The 24142-nt window shown below is 61.9% G+C and carries 21 protein-coding genes and 1 tRNA gene; 10 read left to right on the forward strand and 12 right to left on the reverse strand.

Annotated elements, in window-relative coordinates; all coding sequences use genetic code 11:
* Nucleotides 1-458 precede the first annotated feature (458 nt).
* A tRNA-Ile gene (locus tag ACUXUR_RS21740) sits at nt 459-534 on the reverse strand.
* Between the two features lie 208 nt (nt 535-742).
* On the opposite strand from ACUXUR_RS21740, the gene ACUXUR_RS21745 reads away from it, so the two are divergent.
* A complete protein-coding gene (locus tag ACUXUR_RS21745; protein WP_445504445.1) occupies nt 743-1729 on the forward strand; it encodes a glutathione S-transferase family protein in 987 nt (328 codons plus the stop codon).
* Here the strand turns inward: ACUXUR_RS21745 and ACUXUR_RS21750 are convergent.
* Nucleotides 1717-2937, reverse strand: a complete 1221-nt coding sequence (locus ACUXUR_RS21750) for an adenylate/guanylate cyclase domain-containing protein (protein WP_445504522.1) — start codon at nt 2935-2937, stop codon at nt 1717-1719. The genes ACUXUR_RS21745 and ACUXUR_RS21750 overlap by 13 nt on opposite strands.
* A 131-nt stretch (nt 2938-3068) precedes the next feature.
* Between ACUXUR_RS21750 and ACUXUR_RS21755 the strand changes: the two genes are divergently transcribed.
* Complete coding sequence (locus tag ACUXUR_RS21755; RefSeq protein WP_445504446.1) at nt 3069-3689, forward strand: TIGR02466 family protein; 621 nt, start codon at nt 3069-3071, stop codon at nt 3687-3689.
* Between the two features lie 181 nt (nt 3690-3870).
* Here the strand turns inward: ACUXUR_RS21755 and ACUXUR_RS21760 are convergent, their stop codons facing one another.
* Nucleotides 3871-4530, reverse strand: coding sequence for a Fe2+-dependent dioxygenase (locus ACUXUR_RS21760; protein WP_445504447.1), 660 nt, complete (start codon nt 4528-4530; stop codon nt 3871-3873).
* 124 nt (nt 4531-4654) lie between these two features.
* Here ACUXUR_RS21760 and ACUXUR_RS21765 point away from each other — a divergent pair, with 124 nt between their 5' ends.
* The 4 genes from ACUXUR_RS21765 to ACUXUR_RS21780 all read left to right on the forward strand — a co-directional run bounded on the left by ACUXUR_RS21765 (nt 4655) and on the right by ACUXUR_RS21780 (nt 8785).
* A complete protein-coding gene (locus tag ACUXUR_RS21765) occupies nt 4655-5524 on the forward strand; it encodes a hypothetical protein (protein ID WP_445504448.1) in 870 nt (289 codons plus the stop codon).
* Nucleotides 5525-5528: 4 nt separating this feature from the next.
* Nucleotides 5529-6863, forward strand: a complete 1335-nt coding sequence (locus ACUXUR_RS21770; protein WP_445504449.1) for a cytochrome c peroxidase — start codon at nt 5529-5531, stop codon at nt 6861-6863.
* A gap of 64 nt (nt 6864-6927) precedes the next feature.
* Nucleotides 6928-7983, forward strand: coding sequence for a bifunctional transcriptional activator/DNA repair enzyme AdaA (locus ACUXUR_RS21775; RefSeq protein WP_445504450.1), 1056 nt, complete (start codon nt 6928-6930; stop codon nt 7981-7983).
* 7 nt (nt 7984-7990) lie between these two features.
* On the forward strand, nt 7991-8785 hold the full coding sequence (locus tag ACUXUR_RS21780; protein WP_445504451.1) for an isocitrate lyase/PEP mutase family protein: 795 nt from the start codon (nt 7991-7993) through the stop codon (nt 8783-8785).
* A gap of 196 nt (nt 8786-8981) precedes the next feature.
* Here ACUXUR_RS21780 and ACUXUR_RS21785 read toward each other — a convergent pair whose 3' ends face one another.
* The 3 genes from ACUXUR_RS21785 to ACUXUR_RS21795 form a co-directional block, all read right to left on the reverse strand.
* Entirely contained in the window at nt 8982-10202 is a 1221-nt protein-coding gene (locus ACUXUR_RS21785) for an MFS transporter (protein ID WP_445504452.1), read from the reverse strand.
* Nucleotides 10203-10334: 132 nt separating this feature from the next.
* On the reverse strand, nt 10335-10814 hold the full coding sequence (locus ACUXUR_RS21790; RefSeq protein WP_445504453.1) for a YkgJ family cysteine cluster protein: 480 nt from the start codon (nt 10812-10814) through the stop codon (nt 10335-10337).
* A gap of 270 nt (nt 10815-11084) precedes the next feature.
* The gene (locus ACUXUR_RS21795; protein WP_445504454.1) at nt 11085-12359 is read right to left on the reverse strand and encodes a dicarboxylate/amino acid:cation symporter; all 1275 of its coding nucleotides are present in this window, start codon (nt 12357-12359) and stop codon (nt 11085-11087) included.
* Nucleotides 12360-12621: 262 nt separating this feature from the next.
* On the opposite strand from ACUXUR_RS21795, the gene ACUXUR_RS21800 reads away from it, so the two are divergent.
* A complete protein-coding gene (locus ACUXUR_RS21800) occupies nt 12622-13683 on the forward strand; it encodes a serine hydrolase domain-containing protein (protein WP_445504523.1) in 1062 nt (353 codons plus the stop codon).
* Here ACUXUR_RS21800 and ACUXUR_RS21805 read toward each other — a convergent pair whose 3' ends face one another.
* Nucleotides 13684-14406, reverse strand: coding sequence for an LrgB family protein (locus ACUXUR_RS21805; RefSeq protein WP_445504455.1), 723 nt, complete (start codon nt 14404-14406; stop codon nt 13684-13686).
* Nucleotides 14403-14810 (reverse strand): CidA/LrgA family protein, encoded by a 408-nt coding sequence (locus tag ACUXUR_RS21810; RefSeq protein WP_445504456.1) that lies wholly within the window; start codon nt 14808-14810, stop codon nt 14403-14405. Before ACUXUR_RS21810 ends, ACUXUR_RS21805 begins: the two co-directional genes overlap by 4 nt.
* A gap of 190 nt (nt 14811-15000) precedes the next feature.
* On the opposite strand from ACUXUR_RS21810, the gene ACUXUR_RS21815 reads away from it, so the two are divergent.
* Entirely contained in the window at nt 15001-16263 is a 1263-nt protein-coding gene (locus ACUXUR_RS21815) for an MgtC/SapB family protein (RefSeq protein WP_445504457.1), read from the forward strand.
* Nucleotides 16264-16313: 50 nt separating this feature from the next.
* On the opposite strand, the gene rpoD is transcribed toward ACUXUR_RS21815, so the two are convergent.
* On the reverse strand, nt 16314-18308 hold the full coding sequence (gene rpoD / locus ACUXUR_RS21820) for an RNA polymerase sigma factor RpoD (protein WP_445504458.1): 1995 nt from the start codon (nt 18306-18308) through the stop codon (nt 16314-16316).
* A 182-nt stretch (nt 18309-18490) separates the two neighbouring features.
* Entirely contained in the window at nt 18491-20389 is a 1899-nt protein-coding gene (dnaG, locus tag ACUXUR_RS21825) for a DNA primase (RefSeq protein WP_445504459.1), read from the reverse strand.
* A gap of 232 nt (nt 20390-20621) precedes the next feature.
* Here dnaG and ACUXUR_RS21830 point away from each other — a divergent pair, with 232 nt between their 5' ends.
* Nucleotides 20622-21371 (forward strand): Crp/Fnr family transcriptional regulator, encoded by a 750-nt coding sequence (locus tag ACUXUR_RS21830; protein WP_445504460.1) that lies wholly within the window; start codon nt 20622-20624, stop codon nt 21369-21371.
* A gap of 152 nt (nt 21372-21523) precedes the next feature.
* Nucleotides 21524-21793 carry a hypothetical protein gene (locus ACUXUR_RS21835; protein WP_445504461.1) on the forward strand — a complete coding sequence of 90 codons (270 nt, stop codon included), beginning with the start codon at nt 21524-21526 and terminating at the stop codon, nt 21791-21793.
* 302 nt (nt 21794-22095) lie between these two features.
* Here ACUXUR_RS21835 and ACUXUR_RS21840 read toward each other — a convergent pair whose 3' ends face one another.
* Nucleotides 22096-23415 (reverse strand): ATP-binding protein, encoded by a 1320-nt coding sequence (locus tag ACUXUR_RS21840; RefSeq protein WP_445504462.1) that lies wholly within the window; start codon nt 23413-23415, stop codon nt 22096-22098.
* The gene (locus tag ACUXUR_RS21845; protein ID WP_445504524.1) at nt 23412-24068 is read right to left on the reverse strand and encodes a response regulator; all 657 of its coding nucleotides are present in this window, start codon (nt 24066-24068) and stop codon (nt 23412-23414) included. The genes ACUXUR_RS21840 and ACUXUR_RS21845 overlap by 4 nt, the downstream gene beginning before the upstream one ends.
* Between the last annotated feature and the right edge of the window lie 74 nt (nt 24069-24142).

Genomic DNA, 24142 nt, shown 5'->3' on the forward strand with positions numbered 1-24142 from the left:
AACTTTGTCTTTGGCGTCATGCCTGGCTTCTGGAAGAAAGCCTATCAAAGTGCAGTTAGGGCGACGAAATCAACAATTGAACTTCAACGCCTAACGCCTTCTTGTACGACAAGTGAGTACGACCTGGAAATGGACCAAGGCCATTTTTGAGCTCAATCGCTGTCATTATGGTTAACGAGGTGCAAGACGCAGAGCCGACCAATGAGAGCTGAGACTCCTCAATCGGCAGGTCTCAGCCAGCACTCTAGCGCTTCGTGCCGCTCACCGGGGACAGAGCTTCTGGTAGCTTCCCATCGTGCGATTGGATCAGAGCTCCTGTGCGAAACTCAGAATTTCTAACAGGGCTCGGTGATGAACGAACCTCTCCTGAATGCGGCCATTGCCGCAAACCCAGCCCTCATCCGGATAGGAGTGGAAAAAGAGGTCTATTTTCCTTCAACTTATCGAGATTTAGGAGGTGGTGGGCCCGGCAGGACTCGAACCTGCAACCAGACCGTTATGAGCGGTCGGCTCTAACCATTGAGCTACAGGCCCTTCCAAGGAAGGAAAGGAAATCATCTAACCGAGGGAAGGCCGTTCGTCACCCCCCTGTTTGGCCGGAGACGTCCCTTACGGCCTTCCAAGGCATCCTTCACGCCGATATGTGCAGCGGAATAGAGTATTCCATCCTATACCCTCAGCGAACCCTTTGGTCTCGCTCCCGTTGAGGGAGGGGCCCTATCGGATATCGAAGGAGGATTGGGTGGGATTGCTTGTGGATGGGGTCTGGCAGGACCGGTGGTATGACACCAAGAGCACCGGCGGGCGCTTCGTGCGAAGCTCCGCCCCCTTCCGGAGCTGGATCACGGCGGACGGGTCTCCGGGTCCTACGGGTGAAGGCGGCTTCAAGGCTGAGGCCGGGCGCTATCATCTCTATGTCTCGCTCGCCTGCCCATGGGCTCACCGCACCCTCATCATGCGCAAGCTCAAAGGTCTGGAGGAGATGATCTCTCTCTCCGTCGCGCACTGGCGCATGCTGGAGCACGGCTGGACGTTTAAGGAGGGGCCGGGCGTCATTCCTGATCCGCTTCATCGGGCGCAGTATCTTTACCAGGTCTATACGGCAGCAGAGCCGACCTATACCGGCCGCGTGACGGTGCCCGTGCTGTGGGACAAGGAAAAGAGCACCATCGTCAGCAATGAATCCGCCGAGATCATCCGCATGCTCAACTCCGCGTTCGACGGGATCGGCGCCCGGCCCGGCGATTACTTCCCCGAACCCTTGCGCGACGAGATCGACGCGTTGAACGCACGCATCTACGACAATGTGAACAACGGCGTGTACAAGGCGGGCTTTGCGACCACGCAGCAGGCTTATGAAGAAGCGATTCATCCGCTGTTCGAGACGCTCGACAGGCTTGACGAGCGGCTTGCATCGCGGCGTTACCTTTGCGGCGGCAGACTCACCGAAGCCGACATTCGATTGTTCACGACGCTCGTGCGCTTCGATCCCGTTTATATGGGACATTTCAAATGCAATCTGTGCCGGATCGCGGATTATCCGAGCCTGTCAGGATATCTGCGTGATCTCTATCAGACTGCGGGCATCGCCGAGACGGTGAACATGCAGCATATCAAGGGTCATTATTACGAGAGCCATCGCAATATCAATCCGACAGGCATCGTGCCGCTCGGGCCCATTCTCGATCTCGACGCGCCGCACGGACGCGAGCGCTTTCAGGGTTTGTAGACTTCGATTTCCTCTTCGAAGCCTTCGACGGCATGCGCCCCGAGTGGATGAGGATTGCCCCACAGATGCTCGACGAAAGGCTTCGACATGAGCAGCGGCTCGCCGAGGCGTTTGTTGAGATCGGCGATGCGGCTCGCAAGATTCACGTCTCGCCCGATTACCGTGAAATCGAGACGCTGACCGGAACCCACGTTGCCATAGGCTGCATCACCGTGATGCAGGGCAAATCCCACACTGACCTGCACAGGAAACCGCCCTTCGTTGTTCGCAGCCTCGACGCGCCGCAGCGCCTTGGTGGCTGCCGTCAGAGCCGATTGCGCGGCGCTGCCGGTGTCATCGCCGCGATCACGCATGATGGCGAGCAATCCATCCCCCAGATATTTCAGCACCTCGCCCCCCTCATCCTCGATGGGTGGCACGAGGCAGTCGAAGTAATTGTTCAGGAGCTCCACAGCGCTTTCGGGGCTGAGCGTCGACGAGATGCGCGTGTATTCGCGCATGTCGGCAAACAGGATCGCAGAGCGGATGCGCGTCACCTGCCCGCGCTGAATGGCGCCCGAGAGAATGGCCTTGTGCGGATCGTCCCCCACATAGATGCGCAGCACCTGATCAAGCCGGTTGCTGGTGGCGCGCAGCTCCGTGACGAGTGCGAATGACGGCATGACGAGGCGCAGGATCATGAGGTCCTGCTGGCTGAATCCTTGAGGCGAGCGCGTCGCCAGGGAAATCGCGTTCTCCGCACCGCTGGTGAAGCTGATCGGAATGACGAGGTAATGGCGGTAGCCTGCCTCCTTCAGCTCCGGAATGATCGGGAAGAGATCGTCAGGCGTTTCCGCGAGATCGAGAAAAAGCCATTCGCCAGTGCGGTTCACATAGGCGAAGGGGCTCTTCTGATAGATGGCCTCGCGCCGGTCCCCGTGCGGAAGATAGCGCACGACGGTCCCCTCCTCCCGGGTCCAGAAGCGCCCGATCCCGGCATATTCCGAGTGCAGCGCCTCGATGGCCGAGACTGCCCGGTCGACGGGCACGCCCAGGTCGATCAGCCGATGCAGGAACCCGTTGAGAACCTCATTGGCATCCTCCATTCGGGCTGCCGTGGTCACGAGCCAATCCCGCAGGGCAATGACCCGCGGCAGGACTTCCGCGTCGAGGCTGCGGGCCAGCGATAACAAATCGTTCGGGATGGCTGCCAGAGGTGAGGATGACATCATAAGGCCAAGGTGTGTTGTCTCCATCCCTCCTTCAAGGCATGGGGAGGCGTGACTTGAGAAAAGATGCTATGCGCCTCAAAAGGGCAATCATTTTGACAGAGCGCCCATCGATGTCATAGAGCCGGACCATGCCAACAATCGATACGCTTTTCGTCACCAAGATCTACCGGGCCGAGCTGACCGGGGTAAAGGCCGAGCGCCGCAACGCGGAGCTTGAGACCGCCTGCCTCTCCATCGCCGAGGACGACGAGGCCGGGCAGCGCTGGTGCGCCAAGAACGGCTATCCGGGCTACACCTCCTATGCCTCGCTCAATGACCTGCCCTGGCGGGTGCCGGTGTTCGGTGATCTCCTGAAGGAGATCGACAAGCACGTGGCGGCCTTCGCCAAGGAGCTGGAATACGACCTCCAGGGTCGCAAGCTCGTGATGGACAGCCTGTGGATCAACATCCTGCCGCCCGGCGGCATCCACACGTCCCATATCCACCCGCACTCGGTGATCAGCGGAACCTATTACGTGACGATCCCCGAGGGGGCGAGCGCGCTCAAGCTCGAAGACCCGCGCCTCGGCTTCATGATGGCGGCCCCGCCCCGCAAGGCGAAGGCGAGGCCCGAGAACCGGCAGTTTGCCTATATGAAGCCTGCTCCCGGCACGGTGTTGCTCTGGGAAAGCTGGTTGCGCCACGAAGTCCCGCTGAACGAGGCGGACAGCGAGCGTATCAGCGTGAGCTTCAACTATTCCTGGCAGTAGGACTTAAGGGTCCGGGCAAAATTCATTTCGCTTCGCTCGGACCTCATCCTGCCCCACGTCGTCATGGCCGGGTTTGTCCCGGCCATCCACGTTTTGGGAACCGCAACGCCTCAAAGAGGTGGATCCCCGGGCCAAGCCCGGGGATGACGAATGGGGATTTATCGATAAAGCAGCGTGCCCCTCACACCTCCGCCCACATCCGGAACAGGTTGGCGCTGCTCTTGGCAAGCAGGTCGAATTCCGGCGTCTTGCCGTGCTGCGCGAAGAGATTGCGCCGCGCGGTCTCGAGGTCGAAGAGCAGCTCGCGCTTCGCGCTGTCGCGCACATAGCTCTGCGCCCAGCCGACCGCGACGAGGCGCTCGCCGCGCGTGACGGGCGCGACCCGATGCAGCGTCGTGGAATCGTAAGCGACGAGATGACCTGCGGGCAGTTTGATCTCGTCTTCGCCCGACATGGATTCGATGACGAGTTCGCCGCCATCGTAAGTTTCGGGGTCGGCGAGAAAGAGCGTGAAGGACACGTCCGTGCGGACGCCGTTCATCAGCGGATTGTCCACATGGGAGCCGTATTGCTTGCCTTCCGTGTAGCGACCAAAGAGCAGCGGCGTCAGCGCCTTTGGCCGCGCGGCAAGATTGAACATCTCGTTCGATTGAATGGCATTCGTCACCCGCTCGCGCAGGAGCGTGAGAGCCGCGCCTTCGCGTGCCTGCTCATTGTCCTTCACGAGCCTGGCGCTCCATCCCGCCGTCGCGCGTCCGTCCTCGAAGCGCATGGAGCCGAGCATGGTACGGATCTCTTCGATCTCGCTCGGGGGGAGGATATCCGCGATGGTGATGAGCATGGATTTTAAGCCTTCAGACTTGCCTTCCGCCCTCATAGGGGGTAGCTAAGTGCCTGTAAAGACTATCAGTTTTTAATATTTCTAAACTAGCCGCCGGTGGCCTTGATCCGCCGGGAGGGGGATCATGATGAAAAAGCGTAAGATTTGGGCAGGCTTGAGCACCGCCGTTTTGGTTGCGGCTCCGGTTGCCTCGCAGGCTGCGAAGGTGGCGGCCTATCCTCAGGCTGCTGTCGAGACCAAGGCGGATCAGAACCTGCTGCAGCTTGCCCAGGCGCATCAGGGCCATGGCGCGCCGGCCAAGCCTGCCGCGTCGATGGATGGCGAAGGCGATGAAGGCGGCGCTTCCGGCGAAAACCTTGCACCTCAGCTCCATCTCTATCGTGGCATCGAGATGATCCGCGGACACCTGCTCGTCGGCAACGAGCTGATCGAAGCCGGCCGCTGGGCCGATGCCCTGCCCCACTTCCTGCACCCGGAAGAGGAAATCTACGCCAGCCTGCGCGAGGACCTGAAGACCTTCAACGTCGCTCCGTTCCAGGCGGCTCTGAAGTCGCTCTCGCAGACCGTGAAGGCGAAGAACAAGGACGCCTATACCCGCGCCCGTGCGGCGCTGGACGAGCGCCTCGCTGCTGCAGAGACTGCCGCGCGCGCGAAGGAAACGAACGGCCTCTACTTCACGCTGGAGACGGCGCTCGAAGTGCTGCAGCAGGCTGCCGACGAATATGGCGAGGCCATCGAGAAGAACCGCATCGCCAACGTGGTTGAATACCAGGATGCACGCGGCTTCGTGTTCGAGGCTGACCGCCTCGTCGGTGCCGTGATGCAGGACGCAGGCGCCAAGAACGCCGATGCGGCGAAGGCTCTGAAAGCCAGCCTCGACGAGCTGAAGGCCATGTTCCCGGCCGTGACGCCGCCCAAGCAGCCGGTCAAGGACGCCAGCGACTTCCTGAGCACCGTTGCGAAGTACGAGCTGCAGCTCGGAAACTTCCGCTGACATCATGAGGCGCGAAGGCCTGATCCATTTGAGGCGGGTTCTGCCCGTTCTGATGATCGCCACGCTCGCCGGGGGAGCAGCGGAGAAATCCACCTTCACCGATATCGAGCATTGGCGAAAGGCCTTCGCGCGTCCCGATCACACGCCTGAGCCTTCCGACAATCTCACGACGCCTGAGAAGGTGAAGCTGGGCGCAGCTTTGTTCGAAGACACGCGTCTGTCGGGCACAGGCAATATCTCCTGCTCCAGCTGCCACCAGGCGGATCTGTCCTTCTCCGACGGGGTCGATCGTCACACGGGTCTCGACGGCAACCCCCTCGACCGGCGCACGCCCCCGCTCTGGAACATGGCCTGGGGTCTCTCCTGGTTCTGGGATGGTCGCGCCGCAACCATTGAGGCACAGGCTGCAGGCCCCATCGAGAACCAGCGCGAAATGGCGGGCAATCTCGAGCATGCGATCAAGACGCTTGGCTCCGACCCGCTGATGCAGAAATCCTTCGCGACAGCCTTCCCTGAAGATCCCGCCGTCACGCGCGCCAATCTCATGAAGGCGATCGCCGCCTTCGAGCGCACGCTGGTCTCGCCGGAGACACGCTTCGATCAATGGGTGAAGGGCGACGACAAGGCGCTCGACGCGGATGAACTGGCGGGCTTCTCGCTTTTCATCGGCAAGGCGGGCTGTGTCTCCTGCCATCAGGGCTGGCGCTTTACGGATGAAGCCTTTCACGACATCGGCCTTCCCAGCGGCGACAGGGGACGCGGGCCGATCCTCGGCGTGAGCGCGGCAGACCACGCTTTCAAGACGCCGAGCCTGCGTGAGCGCGTGTGGACCGCGCCCTACATGCATGACGGCTCTCTCGCGACCTTCGAGGATGTGGTGGATCATTATGCGCAAGGAATCGTGAAGCGCCCCACCCTCTCCGCTGATCTGCCGCAACGTATCGACCTGTCCGAGAAGGAACGGGCGCAACTCGTCGCTTTCCTGAACACGCTGTCCAGCGAGGATCCTCCGCGCCCTGCAAGCCTGCCGCCGAAGACGATGGTCTGGGGTGCGCCGGCGCAGGCTGTTTCGACCACCATTGTGAGCCAGAGGGACCGGCGTTTCTCGCCGGGTGCCATCCTGCTGAAGTTAGGCGAGGCCCTGCGCATCCTCAACGATGACACGCGCACGCACAATGTGCGCGTCGACAGCGCGAACATGAGTTTCAACTCGGACGGGCAGAACCCGGGCGATACGGTGACCCTCGGCTTCGACCAGCCGGGACATTACGACATCATCTGCGGCATTCACCCGGAGATGCGCCTGAGCGTGGACGTGGCCTCCGCCACAGCGCGTTAGCTTTAAAAAAATCAACGCCTCTTTTCCGGCGGCACGGGCTCACGGGATCGACTACAACAAGACCATGCTCCGCGATGACGATACTCTCTATGCCGCCCTGCTCGCCCGCGATCCTTCCTATGAAGGGTTCGCCTATGTGGGCGTGAAGACCACCGGCATCTTCTGCCGTCTCACCTGCCCGGCCCGCAAGCCGAAGCGCACGAACGTCGTATTCTTCTCCTGCCGGGACGCAGCCCAGGATGCGGGCTTCCGCCCCTGCATGCGCTGCAAGCCGCTCGATCTGAAGCGACCGACGAGCGACGCATTCGAGACCTTGCGCGAGAAGATCCAGGTGGAGCCCGAGCGCAAGTGGAGCGCAGCGGATCTCAAGAATCTCGGCTATGATCCCTCGACTGTCCGCCGCGCCTTTCAACGAGAATACGGCATGACCTTTGCGCGATATGCGCGTTCGCAACGCTTAGGAGTCGCCGTCAGCCGATTGCAGCAGGGAGGTTCCGTGATGGATGCGCAGTTGGATGCGGGATACGAATCCGGCAGCGGCTTTCGAGAAGCCATCACCAAGCTGGTGGGCGATGCGCCCGCACGCACGACGGGGCGCCAGATCCTCACGGCACGATGGATAGACACGCCCATTGGAGCCATGCTCGCCATCGCCGACAATACGGGCGTGCATCTCCTGGAATTTGTGGACCGTACCGCTCTTCCCACCGAGATCATGCGCCTGCGCAACCGCGTCGGGTCGATCTGCTTCGGCAACAATCCGATGCTCGAGCGGCTTGCCGAGCAGGTCGAGCGCTACTTCTCAGGTCATTCGGCCTGTTTTGATGTGCCTGTTGTGCAGCGGGGCAGCGCGTTCACGACGATGGTCTGGGAAGCCCTTCGGCAGATCCCGCCGGGCAGCACCCGCAGCTATGGCGAACTCGCCCGCCTCATCGGACGCCCCGAAGCCTCGCGGGCCGTGGCGCGCGCCAACGGCGCCAACGAAGTCGCCATTATCGTGCCTTGCCATCGCGTGATTGGCGCGGACGGCTCGCTGACCGGTTATGGCGGTAAGCTCTGGCGCAAGCAATGGCTGCTCGAGCATGAGCGCCGGATCGCAGCAACCCTTTCCAAGCAGTGAGGAAGACATGTCGAATCAGTTCCTTCAGGCCCAGACCTTCAGGTCGCTCCATGTTCCTGGCCGTCCGCTTGTGCTGTTCAACGTCTGGGATGCGGGAAGCGCCAAGGCCGTTGCCGCCGCCGGCGCCAAAGCGCTCGCGACGGGGAGCTGGTCCGTCGCAGCGGCGCACGGCTTCACGGATGGCGAGCAGATGCCCTTGGATCTTTGTCTCGCCAATCTGCAACGGATCGTCCGCGCGACCGACCTCCCGGTCACCATCGATCTTGAAAGCGGTTATGGCGCCGATCCCGAGGCTGTGGGCGTGACGATGACGCAGGCGCTGCAGGCAGGAGCCATTGGCTGCAACATCGAGGACAGCCTTCCGGAGAATGGTTTATTGCGCGAGAGGGCGGATCAGGCCGCTCGGCTCAGGGCGGCCAGAGCCGCAGCCGATGCGCTCGGCATTCCAGCCTTCCTGAACGCTCGCACGGATGTCTTTTTCCAGTCCGGCCCAGAGCAACACGATGAGGCCATGGTGGAGGCAGCCCTCGAACGCGGCCGGGTCTATGCCGAGGCAGGCGCAGATGGCCTGTTCGTGCCGGGACTGGCCCATGAAAGACTCATCGGCATCCTGGTGGAACGCTCGCCGCTCCCGGTCAACATCATGGCAAGCGGAACAACACCGTCCGCCTTGAAGCTCGCGGAGCTGGGTGTGGCCCGGATTAGCCACGGGCCGGGGCCATACCGCCTGGCCATGCGCATTCTGGAGAACGCGGCGAGAGATGTCTTCAAGGAGACCGAAGGCTTTGCGGCCGCTTCCTGAGAAGTGCGGTTCCCCGGCTAGAGCATCGGACGAGAAAAGTGGACTTGCACTTTTGGGATCCATCCGATGCTCCCTTTTATAGAAAGCGCGTCGTTGAATGCGGAAAACCGATTCCACTTTTCACTGACGTGGCCCTTCGGGTCGCTAGCGCGGCCCGCTGGGTCCGCACGATGCGCTTGCGTCAGAAGACGCGGCGTTAAGCCCGCGTCTTCTCGATCTTCGGCAGGAAATAGGTGAGAAGGCCGATTGCCGGCAGGAACGACACGATCTTGTAGACCGTCTCGATGCTCGTCATGTCGGCGAGTTGGCCGAGCACTGCCGCGCCTAAGCCGCCCATGCCGAAGGAGAGGCCGAAGAACAGGCCTGCAATGGTGCCGACGCGCCCGGGCACCAGCTCCGTCGCATAGACGAGGATGGCCGAGAAGGCGGAGGCCAGCACGAGGCCGATGATGATGCTGAGCACCGTCGTCCAGAACAGGCTGGCGTAAGGCAGCATCAGCGTGAACGGCAGCACGCCGAGGATCGAGATCCAGATCACGTAGCGCCGGCCGATCCTGTCGCCGATGGGCCCGCCGATCACCGTGCCGGCGGCCACGGCTCCGAGGAATACGAAGAGATAGATCTGCGCTTCCTGCACCGACACCTGGAACTTGGAGATCAGGTAGAAGGTGAAATAGCTGGAGATGCTGGCGGTATAGAAATTCTTCGAGAAGACGAGCAGCATCAGGATCGCGATCGACACGCCGATGCGCTTTTTCGACAGGGTCGACGATGTCGTGGCAGTGCGCGGCTTAGCCTTGAGGTCCACGAGCTTCGCCCGATACCAGCGTCCCACGTTGAACAGGATGATCATGGCGAGCAGCGCCACGACGGAGAACCAGGCGATGCTCGATTGTCCGAACGGCACGACGATGAAGGCCGCAAGCAGCGGCCCGAGGGCCGAGCCTGCATTGCCGCCCACCTGGAACACGGACTGCGCCAGACCATGGCGCCCGCCGGAGGCCATGCGGGCGACGCGGGAGGATTCGGGATGGAACACGGAGGAGCCCATGCCCACCAGCGCCGCGCCGACGAGCAGGAGCGGATAGGAACCCGCCTGCGAGAGCGTGAGCAGGCCGATGAGCGTGAAGCCCATGCCTAAGACCAGGGAGAAGGGCTGCGGCTTCTTGTCAGTATAGGTGCCGACCAGCGGCTGCAGCAGGGAAGCGGTGAGCTGGAAGGTGAGCGTCAGCAGGCCGATCTGGCCGAAATCGAGATGGAAATTCGCCTTGAGGATCGGATAAATCGCCGGCAGCAGGGACTGGATCAGGTCGTTCAGGAGGTGAGAGACGCTGATGGCCGCCAGGATCGGGATGGCGATCCGCTCAACAGAGACACGAGCGGGAGCGGCGGCAAAGGCAGGCGACTTGGTGTCCATGGCGTTCTTAGGTTAAAAGGCCAAGCTCCGCCCGGCCTGCTTAAGGCGTTTCCAAGCCGACTATATACCAGATTGTTTCCTTCAAAGCTCAGCTGATCCTGCAAGGCAGGGCTGTTGCTCCTGCATCGGACCTCAGTCTTTGTCCTTCTCATCCCATTCGTAGACCCGTTCCGGTCCATCCGCGTAAGGCTCGGTCTCCTCCTCCACCTCATGGAAGGTGATCTTGATCAAGGGGATGACGCTCTCGTCGCCCTGCGTGCTCCGCTCGAAGCGCAGCATATCATAATAGACGCAGCGCGAGCGGCCCGGATAGGAGCGGCACACCGCCGGGCGTCCATGATAGATCGTGCAACCGCGGGTCTTCTGGTCGAGAAACATGCAGGTCTTCTCGAAGATCTTGTCCTTCACCCGCTTGAGCACGCGCTCGCCCTCGAAATCCGCGGTGTAGCGTTCGCGCGCCTCCTCGAAGGACACCCCGAAATGCTTCGCCAGCCGCGTGATGTCGCGCTTCGTGACCACCACGCGCTCGTAGATCGAGCAGCAGAAAGCCGGGCACTTGTTGCAGTCGAAATAGACGCGGGGCTGATCGTCCTTGATGACGCGTTCGGACATGAGGGCTCCTGCGATGCACCTGGCTTCAGGGATAGTGATTGCCCGTATCTATGGGAGCCTTCCCGCGAATCCAGCGGCTTCCACGTCATCCAACAAGGCCACGGAGACAGCGACGGCCTTGTTGGATGACGTGATCATCAGAGGAAACGGTCAGAGACCATGCTGCTGAACAACACGCAGAAGGCTCTCATCGGCGCAGCCGATTTCCTGTTCTGACCTATGAAAAAGGCGGGCCTGGCGCCCGCCTTTTTGATTGATGAGGCTAAATCCTTACTCGGCGGCCACGAGAACTGGCTCACGTTGAGCTGCAGGCGTACCGGTCGTCCCGTCATAGACGGCCTGATCGAGGATACGCTCCTCCTTCGCCACGATCACAGGCACAAGGATCTGACCTGTGACGTTGGTCATGGTGCGCATCATGTCGACCACGCGATCGATGGCGACGATGTAGCCGATTCCTTCGAGAGGCAGTCCTGCCGTACTCAAGGTCAGCGTGAGCATCACGATGGATGTGCCAGGCACGCCTGCCGTGCCGAGCGAGCCGAGAACGGCGGTCAGGCCGATGAGCACATATTGCGTCAGCGACAGATCGAGACCGAAATACTGGGCAATGAAGATCGAAGCGATGGCAGGATAGATCGCGCCGCAGCCATCCATCTTCACATTCGCCCCCAGAGGCACGGCGAAGCTCGCGTAGCTCTGCGGCACGCCGAGCTTCTCCACGGCGACGCGCAGGCTCATCGGAAGCGTGGCCAAGCTCGACGAGGTCGCAAAGGCCATCTGCTGTGCCGGCAACGCCCCCTTGAAGAAGCGGCCGACCTTGAGGCCATGCAGCTTCAGCAGGCCGCCATAGACCACGATGATGTGGAACAGGCAGGCGAGATACATGGCTGCGATGAACTTGCCCAGCGGCAGCAGCGAGGAGATGCCGTACTTGCCGACGACCCAGGCGATCAGGCCGAATGTGCCGATCGGCGTGAGCTGCAGGACCCAGCGCGTGATGCGGAAGACCAGCGTCGCGCCCTGATCGACCACGTTGCGAATGGCAGCCGTCTTGTCTCCCAGCGAAACGAGGGACGCACCGACGATTCCTGAGAAGAAGAGGACCTGGAGCACATTCGTGTCAGCCATGGCCTTGATCGGATTGGTCGGAACGATGCCGATCAGCACCTCGAGAGGGGTCGGGATCGTGCGCGGCTTCACCTCGCCCAGCGGCAGGTTCGACAGGCCGACGCCCGGATCGATGAGATGGCCGAACGCGATCCCCACAAGGACCGCGATGGTCGAGGTAGCGATGAACCAGAAGAGCGTCCGCAGGCCCAGGCGCGCGACATTGCCCGCCTCCGCGAGCTTCGCAACGCTGGCGGTGATGGTGAAGAACACAAGCGGGATCACGATCATCCGCACGAGGTTCAGGTAGAGATCGCCCAGCGGCTTGAACCAGACGGCGGCCTGCTCTCCTGCCAGGATGCCCGCCAGGATGCCAAGGGCAAAGCCCACAGCGACCCTTTGCCAAAGAGGTCGCTTAAACCACGAATTTATCATGTAGATATAGTCCTATTTACGAGTTTAATCCGCAAATAATCGATGGCCCCACAAAGCACAATTGTCGCAGGCGCAGGACCGTCCTGGAGTAATTGCATGGGCTGCAGTCCGGAATGCCCCTCACGATGATGTGTGTCGGCCCGCCGTGCCGGAACGCTTTCCCATGCTCCATCTTATCGGCGAGCATGGACACGCATGATCTCGCATGACGCTTTCTCGACTTCTCTCCTCTCTCAGATCGTCCTTGGTTCTCACTCTCCTGATGGCGCCGGTCTTATGCGCTTCGGCGCAGCCGGGTCCTGCACCGCAATCGGGAGCACCGGAGGCGCAGCCTCTGAAGGGAAGCATGGAGCGTGCCAGGAGCCTCGAAAACCTCCGCTCTCTGATCGTTGCTCACGAGGGACGGATCATGGCTGAGGAAGCTTTCAAAGGCTCCAGCTTGGAGCGGCCGACCAACATCAAGTCTGCATCCAAGACCATCCTGTCCGCTCTGGTCGGCATCGCCATCGAGCGCGGCGTTCTCAAAGGCGTCGACCAGCCCATCGCGGAGATTCTGGATCGGAGCATTCCGCCTGATGCCGATGAGCGCGTGAGGCGGATCACCATCGGCCACCTCCTCTCCATGCAGGCAGGCCTGGAGCGAACCTCGGGCCGCAATTACGGCTCATGGGTGAGCAGCAGCAACTGGGTGCGCCATGCGCTGACCCGCCCCTTCGTGGATGAGCCCGGCGGGCGCATGCTCTATTCGACAGGCAGCACGCATCTGCTTTCCGCCACCCTGACCCGAGCCTCGAAGCGCAGCACACTGGAATTGGCGCGCGAGTGGCTGGGCGAGCCTCTCGGCATCATGGTGCCGCCATGGACCCGCGATCCGCAAGGCATCTATCTCGGCGGCAACGAGATGGCCCTGTCGCCGCGCGCCCTTCTGCGTTTCGGTGAGATGTATCGTCAGGGCGGCACCATTGACGGCAAGCGGGTTGTGCCGGAGAGCTGGGTGACGGAATCGTGGGAGCCTCGCACCACCTCGGTCTACACGGGCGACAGCTATGGCTATGGCTGGTTCATGCGCGACATGCGCGGCCATCGTGTCTACTACGCCTGGGGCTTTGGCGGGCAGATGATCTATGTCGCACCGAGCCTCCGGATGAGTGTGGTCATGACATCGGACCCGACGGAGCCTTCACGCGAGGATAACTATATCGGCGAACTCCACGCACTCGTGGCAGACAGCATCATCCCCGCGCTCGAAGGACAACAAGAGCCGCAGAGCACCGGCAGTACGGCTCCGAACGAGCCGCCGCCTGCCGACGCACCCATCCCATGATCAATCGATCAGCCATTTCAGAACGACCGGCAGCAGCAGGGCCGTGACGAGCGCATTGAGGCCCATGGCGATGCCGGCGAAGGTGCCGGCCAGCGAATGCACCTGGAAAGCCCTGGCCGTCCCGATGCCGTGCGAGGCAAGGCCCACGGCAAAGCCCCGCGCGCGCCAATCCTTCATGCGAAGCGCATTCATGAGCGGCGTCACCATGACGGAGCCGATGACCCCCGTGAGCATGATGAGAATGGCGGTGAGAGCCGGATCGCCGCCAAGCGTTTCCGTGATGCCCATGCCCACGGGCGCAGTGACGGATTTCGGCGCCAGCGAAATGAGAACGGATCTTGGCATGTCGAAGAATTGCGCGGCAACGACAGCGGACACGATGGCCGTGACGGAGCCCACGATCAATGCCGCCATCATGGGCACGATGGCCCGCAGCACGACGCGACGGTTCTCATAGAGCGGAATGGCAAGCGCAACGGTGGCGGGACCGAGCAGGAAGTGCACGAATTTCGCACCTTCGAAATAGACCGGATACGATGTCCCCGTGACCCAGAGCACGAGCGCAACGGTTACGACGGAGATCAGAACCGGATTGCACAAGGGATGCCTCCTGAAGGCTTGCGAAATCCGGTCCGCGATCACGTAAGCGCCCAGCGTCACGACGAGCCAGAGCAGCGGCGTCTGCGAGAGATAAACCCAGAGGGAGAAGGCCTGATCGCTCATGGCTTCTCCCCTGCCGTGGCTTCATTGGCCGTTTCCATGGACGATCCGCTCAGGCGCGACACGACGACGAAGGTGACGACCGTCACGACGAGAGTGATGAAGGTCGAGACGACCAGCGCCACCACGAGTCCGATGCCGTGGGCCGCCAACACGTCGAGCCGCTGCACAACGCCGACACTCGCCGGGATGAACAGGAGCGAGAGATGCGCGAGCAGCCCCTTGCCGGTGGAATCGAGGGCTCTCCCGAACTCCGGCACCGTTTTCCGGATCCGGTCCCGCAGACCCAGCACGACGAGCAGGATCAGCATTCCGAGAACAGGTCCAGGGATCGGCCAGCCCAAGGCTCGGACAATCACCTCGCCGAGCAGCTGGCACAGAAGAATAAGGGTTAAACTGACGATCATGGGCAGCCCTCGGCAACGGCGCGCAACTACATGTCCCTATATACCGCTTGCGGCGGACCTTGGCAGATCATTATCCGGCGGCTTGCATGGGAACTGTTTCCCTGAGCTTGGCCGTGCTACTTAGCAACGAAAGAGCAGGTCCGAGGGGAAGCGATCCCGTCTCTTCAGGGCCTGGTCCAAAGCAGATCGGATGATGAACGACACGTCTCTTCTTCTGCGCTTGAGTGTAGCGCTTGCCATTGGACTTCTCGTCGGCCTCGAACGCGGATGGCAACGGCGCGAGGAGGCGGAGGGAGAGCGCACGGCGGGCCTGCGCACCTATACGCTGGTGGCTCTGCTCGGTGCGCTGTCAGCAATTCTGGCGAGCTATACGAGCCCCGTGTTCTTGGGGCTGTCCTTTCTCGGCTTCGCGCTCGCCTTCGGGGCTTTCGCCTGGCTCGAGGCCAAGACGGAGCAGAACTTCAGCGTTACAGGCGTCGTTGCGGCTCTCATCACTTTCTCTCTCGGCGCCTATACCGTGCTGGGCGATCTGCAGGTGACGATTGCGGTCGGCGTTGTCGTCACGCTCATCCTTGCTCTCAAGCAGCCGCTCCACACATGGCTCAGGCGGCTGACATGGCTGGAGATCCGCTCCGTCCTCATCCTGCTCGCGATGACATTTCTTGCGCTGCCGCTTCTGCCGGACAGAACGGTCGATCCATGGAATGCCGTCAATCCTTACGAGATCTGGTTGCTGGCGATCATCATCGCTGCCATCTCGTTTGCCGGTTACGTGGCCGTTCGCATCATGGGAAGCCAGGCGGGCGTGGCGCTCGCTGCCCTTGCCGGCGGCCTTGCCTCATCGACGGCCACGACCGTGACGCTCGCGCGCATGGCGCGTGAGCATCCGGCGGCAAGCCCGCTGCTTTCCGCCGGCATCCTTCTCTCCGGCTCCGTGATGATTGCGCGCGTACTCATCATCGCGAGCGCCTTGAACTCTGCTCTCCTTCTCCCTCTTGCCTGGCCCTTGGGCGCAGGCGGCCTCGTGCAAATTGCTGTGTCGGGCCTGCTTTTCCTCACCTATGGCAAAGGAAGCAAGGAACGCCCTGAGCTCAGCATCAGGAACCCCTTCGATCTCGGTATGGCTTTGCAATTTGCAGCACTGATCGCGGTCATCAGTCTACTGGCGAAAGTCGTGAGCAATTTCGCCGGTGATGCGGGCCTCACCGTTCTCGCCGCCCTCTCCGGCATTGCGGATGTGGATGCGATCACGCTCTCCCTCGCCCGCCTGTCGCAGGACGGCATCATGGTCGCGACCGCAGCCCTCGGCATCGGCATCGCCGTTGCCGTCAACACGCTCGTGAAAGCGGGCATGACATTCAGTTTAGGCACGGGAAAAGCCGGGTGGATCGTCTCCGGCACGAGTCTAGCCGCCATCGCAGCAGGTGGTGTGGCTTTTGTTCTGGCTGCATAATCCAGCACATACGAAAAAGGCGGGTCCGAAACCCGCCTTTTATCGTTTGCTTAATTGTCCAAGAAGCTCCGCAGCTTCCGTGACCGTGACGGATGCTTGAGCTTGCGCAAAGCCTTCGCCTCGATCTGACGGATACGCTCGCGGGTCACCGAGAACTGCTGGCCGACCTCTTCGAGGGTGTGGTCGGTGTTCATGCCGATACCGAAGCGCATGCGCAGCACGCGCTCTTCGCGCGGCGTGAGCGAGGCGAGAACACGCGTGGTGGTCTCACGCAGGTTCGACTGGATCGCCGCGTCGATCGGCAGGATCGCGTTCTTGTCCTCGATGAAATCGCCGAGGTGCGAATCTTCCTCGTCGCCGATCGGCGTCTCGAGAGAGATCGGCTCCTTGGCGATCTTCAGCACCTTGCGCACCTTCTCCAGCGGCATGGCGAGCTTCTCGGCCAGCTCCTCCGGAGTAGGCTCCCGGCCGATCTCGTGCAGCATCTGGCGCGACGTGCGGACGATCTTGTTGATCGTCTCGATCATGTGCACCGGAATACGGATCGTGCGCGCCTGGTCCGCGATGGAGCGGGTGATCGCCTGACGAATCCACCACGTGGCGTAGGTCGAGAACTTGTAGCCGCGACGGTACTCGAACTTATCGACCGCCTTCATGAGGCCGATATTGCCCTCCTGGATCAGGTCCAGGAACTGCAGGCCGCGGTTCGTGTACTTCTTGGCGATGGAGATCACGAGACGCAGGTTCGCCTCGATCATCTCCTTCTTCGCCTGGCGTGCCTCGCGCTCGCCCTTCTGCACCATCATGACGATGCGGCGGAATTCCTGGATCTCCAGGCCGGTCTCGCTCGCCAGATTATGGATCTGCTCGCGCAGATCATGGATCTGGTCCTTTGCCTTGGCGACGAAGTCCTTCCAGCCCTTGCCGCCGAGCTTGGAAACGCGCAGCACCCACTTGGGATCGAGCTCCCAGCCCTGGTAGTGCTTGAGGAACTCCTCGCGCGCGACGCCGTGGCTCTCGGCCAGACGCATCAGGCGGCCCTCATGCGAGATGAGGCGCTTGTTGATGTCGTAAAGCTGCTCGACCAGTGCTTCGATGCGGTTGTTGTTGAGCGACAGCGACTTCACCGCAGCGACGATGTCAGCCTTCAGCTCGCGGTACTTGCGCTCCTGGGCCGGCGTCAGCTGCTTGTTCTGCATGCGCTGTTCCACATGCTCGACCTGCAGACGGCGCAGCTTCTTGTAATTGTCGGCGATGGAGTCGAAGGTTTCGAGAACGCGCGGCTTCAGCTCGGCTTCCATAGCCGAGAGGGACACATTGTTCTCCAAGTCCTCGTCGTCCATCTCGCCTTCCGGCGGAGTCATGCCCTCCTCGGTCTCGGCAGCCTCGTCCTCGCTCTCGTCGGACAGCGCATCCACCTTGGGGGCGCCCTTGCCGTCGGGGCCGGCATAGGTTGCTTCGAGATCGATGATGTCGCGCAGGAGCACCCGACCTTCGACGAGCTCGTCGCGCCAGATGATGATGGCCTGGAAGGTCAGCGGGCTTTCGCAGAGGCCCGCGATCATCGCCTCGCGGCCGGCCTCGATGCGCTTGGCGATCGCGATTTCGCCCTCGCGGGAGAGAAGCTCCACCGAACCCATTTCGCGCAGATACATGCGCACCGGATCGTCCGTGCGGTCGGTCGGCTCCTTGGCGGTGGTCTCGCGGACCGCGACGGCGCGGGTCTGCGACGCCTCCACGAGGTCGCCGCCCTCGGCCTCGTCCTCCTCGGCCTCGGCCTGAGCGCCCTCTTCCGTCTCTTCCGACTCGACGACGTTGATGCCCATCTCGGAGAGCTGGCCGAGCACGTCCTCGATCTGCTCCGAGGAGAACTCCTCCGGAGGCAGAACCTCATTCAGCTCATCATACGTGACGTACCCGCGCTTCTTCGCGAGCTTGATCATCCGTTTAACGGCGGCATCGCTCAGGTCGAGCAGAGGCCCGTCGCTCGTTTGCTCCGGGGCTGTCGTCTCGCCTTCGTCCCGTTCGGTTGCCTTCGTTGCCATGCTTCGCTCTACTCCAGCGCCCCGTTCAGTCCCCCCAGCGAGACTTTCGATGCGCGAATGGGCAGCAAGGCCTGTAGGCCCGGCCACCCGGAAATTCCTGACCATTCAACAGCAAGTCAATTGACTAACCGTTAACCATCTCCCGCCTGCATTGGGCCGCACTCTGCCCTCAGAAACCTGCCCTAGAAACCGGCTCCCCCAGCGGACCCGTTCTTGTCCAAGTCGGCCTCGGCACCCTCGACGGAGGACAGTTGGTTTTGGACCTCTCGCAGCCAGGCGAGATTGGCCTCGTTGTCCTCTTCGGCGAGCGCACGCTCGGCGGCCCGAAGTTCGCTATGTAACGTGCGCGCACGGCGATGCAAGGTGATGGCTTGCCTCAATGCGTCTTCAAGCCGCAAGGGATCCGCATGCGGATCGAGCATCCAGCGGTCGCCAGGACGGACCAGGACGTTGAGCCTGTCCGCCGCCTGGGTGAGTCCGGCACGCTCCAGGCGGGCCTGCATCACGCTAGGATCGGCTGGTTCGCCGCTGGCGGCGCTATCCAGCAGGAGACTGCGCATCATTTGGGCGGAGCGCCCCTCAAGTTCAAGATCTGCAAGGGTTTCTGCGTGATTTTGCAGGAGCTCCGGGTGGACCAGAAAGGTGCAGAGGATCATCGCCTCCCGGGGGCTCTCTGCCGTTCCGCCGGTGAAAAGAGGGCTGCGCGCCAGGAGCGGCGAGACGCTCAAACGGGCGCTCGGCGTGGTCGGGGCAGGTCCACGGAAGTCGCGCCGCCCTCCCCCGCCCTGGTGGTTGAACCGCCCCGCCCGGGGGGCGGGATTCAATGCCGCAAGGCGGCTTTCGACCTCCTCCCGGTAGTATTTCTTCAAGGTCTCGTCGCGAATCAGTGCAAGTGATTCGCGAAGTCGCCGCTCCAGGGCTGCCCGGCGCTCCGGGGTATCGAGGGGTCCGGCCTCGGTTTCCCGGGCCCAGAGAATGTCCACCAGCGGCCTCGCCGACGCCAGAACCCGCTCGATGGCGGTCCGCCCGCCGGAACGGGCAAGATCGTCCGGGTCCTGCCCCTCCGGCAGGATGGCAAAGCGCAGAGACTTGCCGGCGGAAAGGTTCGGCAGGGCCGTCTCGAGGGCGCGATAAGCGGCGCGCTGGCCCGCCTTGTCGCCGTCGAAGCACAGGATCGGCTCCTCGGAGAGGCGCCAGAGAAGCGTGAGCTGGTCCTCCGTGAGCGCCGTTCCAAGCGGGGCGACCGCATGGGGGAAGCCCGCGACCGAGAGCGAAATCACGTCCACATAGCCCTCGACCGCGATCACCGTGCCCCGGTCATGCGCGGGCTGGCGGGCGAGGTGGTAGTTGTAGAGAAGCCGGCCCTTGTTGAAGAGCGGCGTATCCGGCGAGTTCAGATACTTCGCCGGCGCATCCGCGCTCATGGCGCGACCGCCGAAGGCGATCACGCGGCCGCGCACGTCGCAGATCGGGAACATCACCCGGTCGCGGAAGCGGTCGTAAGGCACCTTCACGTCCTCGCCCGAATAGACGAGTCCCGCCTCGATCATCATTTCGATGGAGATGCCCTTGGAAGCCAGGTGATCGCGAAGCGCAAAGCGCTCCGGCGGCGCATAGCCGATGCGGAAGCGTTTCTGCGTCTCCGGGCTCAATTGGCGCCCCGCGAGATAATCCCGGGGCTTCAGGCCGAAGCGGCCCTGGAGGGAAGCCTCGAAGAACTCCGTCGCCATTTCCATGACGTCGTAGAGCGTCCTGCGCTTCACCTCCTCCGCCCGGTCCTCAGGCGTGAGCTTGGGCAGGGGGACGCCTGCCTCCGCCGCCAGCCGCTCCACGGCCTCGGGGAACGAAAGTCCCTCCGTCTCCATGACGAAGGTAAAGATGTCGCCGTGCTTGCCGGAGGAGAAACAGTGATAGAACTGCTTCTGGTCGTTGACGTAGAAGGACGGCGTCTTCTCCGCATTGAAGGGCGACAGCCCCTTCCACTCCCGCCCCGCCTTCTTCAGGCGCACGCGCTTGCCCACGACGGCCGAAACCGGCAGCCGGGCACGGATCTCTTCGAGGATTTGGGGCGGGTAGCGCAAGTTAAGCGAATTCTCCAAACCTGCTCCATAAACTAGGGCGGCAGGACTGGAGACAGAAAGAGAACGGCCAAGCTTTTCTGTGCCCGCAATCCACAGGCAGCCTTTCGCGGCCTGAAGGGGAACCAAGCCCCAGCCCCAATGTTCTCCGAGCAAGGGCGCCCGAGGCATCACATCACGGGCCGAACACAGTGATCATGCTTCTCGCCTTGGGGCTCATCCGAGGTGATCGATCATGATCAGCCATCAAGAAAACTGGCTTCTTGCCGCCCTGCAAACCGACGATTTCGCCATTCTCGAAACTCAGCTGGAGATCGTTGAACTGCGCTCCGGACAAGTTCTGTATGAGACCGGCGCGATCGTCGATCATGCTTACTTTCCTCATGATGCGATGGTCTCGCTGGTGACGATCATGAAGGATGGCGGGACCGTCGAGATGGCGGTCTTCGGACGGGAGGGCGTTGTCGGCTTTGCCAGTGCGCTGACGACGCGGGCGTCCTTGGGCCGTTATCTGGTTCAACTCCCAGGGTCCGCCTCGCGGGTCCCCATCGAGACGCTCATGGAAGCCTTCGACTCCCGGCCGAACCTGCGCGCCCTGTTCTTCCGCTACATTGAAGGATTGCTGTCCCAGACCTTTCAGATCACGGCCTGTAATGCGGTTCATGGCGTCGAGGCACGCTGCTGCCGCTGGCTCCTGACCGCCCATGACCGGGTCACCCGGGACGAACTGCCGCTGACGCACGAATTCCTGGCCGAGATGCTCGGGGTTCAGCGCCCCACGGTGAGCCTCATTCTGCGCACCCTTCAGACCGCAGGACTCATCGCGCAGCGCCGCGGCATCATCGTCATCGCCGACCGCCAGGGGATCGAAGAGACAGCCTGCGAGTGCTATGGAAATATCCGGGAGAGATTCAGCGAACTCGGGTTTCGCTTTCCAAAAGGAGGCCAAAAGGAAGCAGCACCGGTTCTCCCGCATCAGCCTTGATCAAAGCCCGACTTTGAACCTACCCAATAAGAGTAGCCCCCTACTCCTCTCAGCCACGTAGAACTGTCATCACTCTGACAGACGCCGCGCGCTACAGGCTCTATTGCATCGTTCAAGACCCTAGAGGATGCGCAAGACCCTAGAGGATGCGAATGTCTGCTTTCGAGATCGACACATCGCGCGAGGAACTGAAAGAAGCGCCATCTCAGGCTCCGGCGCTCGAATCCCTCTATTACTCTCTTCTCACCACGCTCACGAACCTGGATTTCGCGTATGAGCGCGAACGGGAGACGCTGAGCTCATCCGGTCTCAATTCAAGGGAGCAAACGCGAGCCCTGGAGAAACTTCGAGAGAACCACCGCGAGCGGCGAGCCCCCTACCTTCAGCAACTCGCGATCCTTCAGGAGCGCATTGACCGCTGAGCCTTCGCTCCGCTGGAAAACCAATCGTCGAATACCGGTCGCCCGGTTTGCCCCCAGGGATCACGACCGGAACTCAAGCGCTCTCACGGGCGCTTCTTTTTGTCGGCAAACATGCTTCTCCTGCAGGAGAGCACCGGCACTCCGGTTCCGCCCGAACGATGCGGATCTCAAGAATGAGTATCGGATCGGTCCCAAAAGTGCGGATCCGCTTTTCTCGTCCGATGCTCTAGGATGCACGCCCAGCCATCAGCCATCCTGCAAGGGCAAACGCTGCCTTGCGGACGGGGATAGAAAGGCTCCCGTCAACTCCCAAGGCGGCAGCTCAACTCTACACGGGCCACGAGGCCGCTCCTCCCATTTCTGTTGAAGAGCGATACCTGTGCCCCGACCCGAGCGGCAAGAGCTTTGACGATAGAGAGCCCAAGCCCTGTGCCGTCCTGCTCATTGCTTCCGCGAACGAAGGGATCGAACACGCGGGCAAGGAGATCATCCGGGATTCCCGGTCCTGTGTCGGCAATCTCGACGACAACTCTCTGCGCGTCCACCTGAAACGAGAGATCGACACGGCCGCCGTGCGGCGTATATCGGATCGCATTGTCGAGCAGATTCGAAAATAGCATCACGAGATCATCCCGCTCGGCCTTAATCCAGATGGGAGCCATCTCCATCGAGGAGAGCGTGATGCTTTTGCCCTGTGCCAGCGGAATCACGCCTGCAATCGCCTCCTGCAGCACTTCGGCAAGCAGCACCGGCTGCGAAGCGTCGAGCGGCGGCAGCGTTTCCGCGCGGGCGAGTGCCAGCAACTGGCTGGTCAATCCGGACATGCGCAGGATGCCAAGCTCCATTTCGTGCAGGATGTCATCCGCTCCGGCGCGGCTCGATGATCGCTGCAGATTGCGAACCTGAATTCTGAGAGCGGTCAGGGGCGTACGCAGCTGATGCGCTGCATTCGAAACGAACTGCCGCTGGGTGGCCAGCATGGTCCTGACGCGCGAGAGCGCTTCATTCATCGCGGCGACGAGAGGAGCAATTTCGCCAGGAATGTCGGGTGTTGAGAGCTGCTGCGTCGAGTCGGGCTGGCGTGCAAGGAGCTGATGCGTCAGATGATCCACCGGGCTGAGAATTCGCCCGACAACCCATCGCACCAGAAGCCATGATATCGGAACCAGAAGAAAGGTGGTGATGATCGCTGGCAGAGCTGCTTTGAGAGCAAGCTCCCTGCGCACCCGCGCATGTTGCGAAACCTGGACGGTTCCATCGTCCAGAACCCAGGTATAGCTGCGCCATCCTCCATCCGACGTCGTGAAATCTGCAAAACCCGTCCTCGATTGACGCGGCAGATCAATGTTGGGCGGGAACGACTTGAGCAGACGCCCTTCCGAATCCCAGGCCTGCACAACGATCATATCGGCCGCATCCAGGGGAGGCGCCGGCATCTGCGCAAGGTCGTCGACGGAACCAACCACATCGATCGCGATTCCCCGCATCTGATCGTCGAGGAAATTGTCGGGGTCCTGCTGCGCGGCGATGTAGGCTCCCATTCCGCCCAGCAGTCCGAAAGAGATCAGCAGAATTGTGAACCACATCGTGAGCTGCTTGCGGAGCGAACTGCGGCGGATCATTTGGCGACCATCCAGCCGACACCCCTGACATTGCGGATGATGTCGTTGTCGAACTTGCGGCGGATATAGTGGATCAGCACATCGACGGCATTGCTCTCGACCTCTTCTCCCCACCCGTAAAGCGCATCCTCCAACTGCTGGCGCGACAGGATAGCTCCGGGACGCTCCAGGAGAGCCTGCATGAGCGCGAATTCCCGCGCGGGCAGAAGCTGAGTGATGCCTTTATAGGTTGCCTGATGGCACGCGAGATCCAGCACGATCTCGGAAGACTGGATCTGCGACGTGGCATGCCCGGCATGGCGGCGGACGATGGCCCTGATCCGGGCGGCGAGTTCATCGAAGTCGAAGGGCTTCACCACGAAGTCGTCGGCGCCGTGATCGAGGCCGGCCACGCGTGTTTCGATGTCGTCATGCGCCGTGACGATCAGGACCGGCGTCGCGTCCTTGCGCCGACGCATGTCCTTCAGCACGTCGAGGCCGGCCTTGTCCGGCAGGCCCAGGTCGAGCAGCACGATGGAATAGGGTGTCGCGCTGAGAGCCGCGAGGGCATCATCGCCCGTACGCGCCCAATCGGCCGCAATTCCTGTTCCTTCGAACGCCTGGGTCAGGCTGCGCCCGATGAGAGGATCATCCTCGACCAGCAGAACCCGCATGTCGGTTGCCCTTGCTGCGGGAGCGAGTTCAACGCCATCACGGTCGGGATTCAACGATGCATTTTGCCGCCTTT

This window comes from Microvirga medicaginis, from assembly GCF_052658925.1.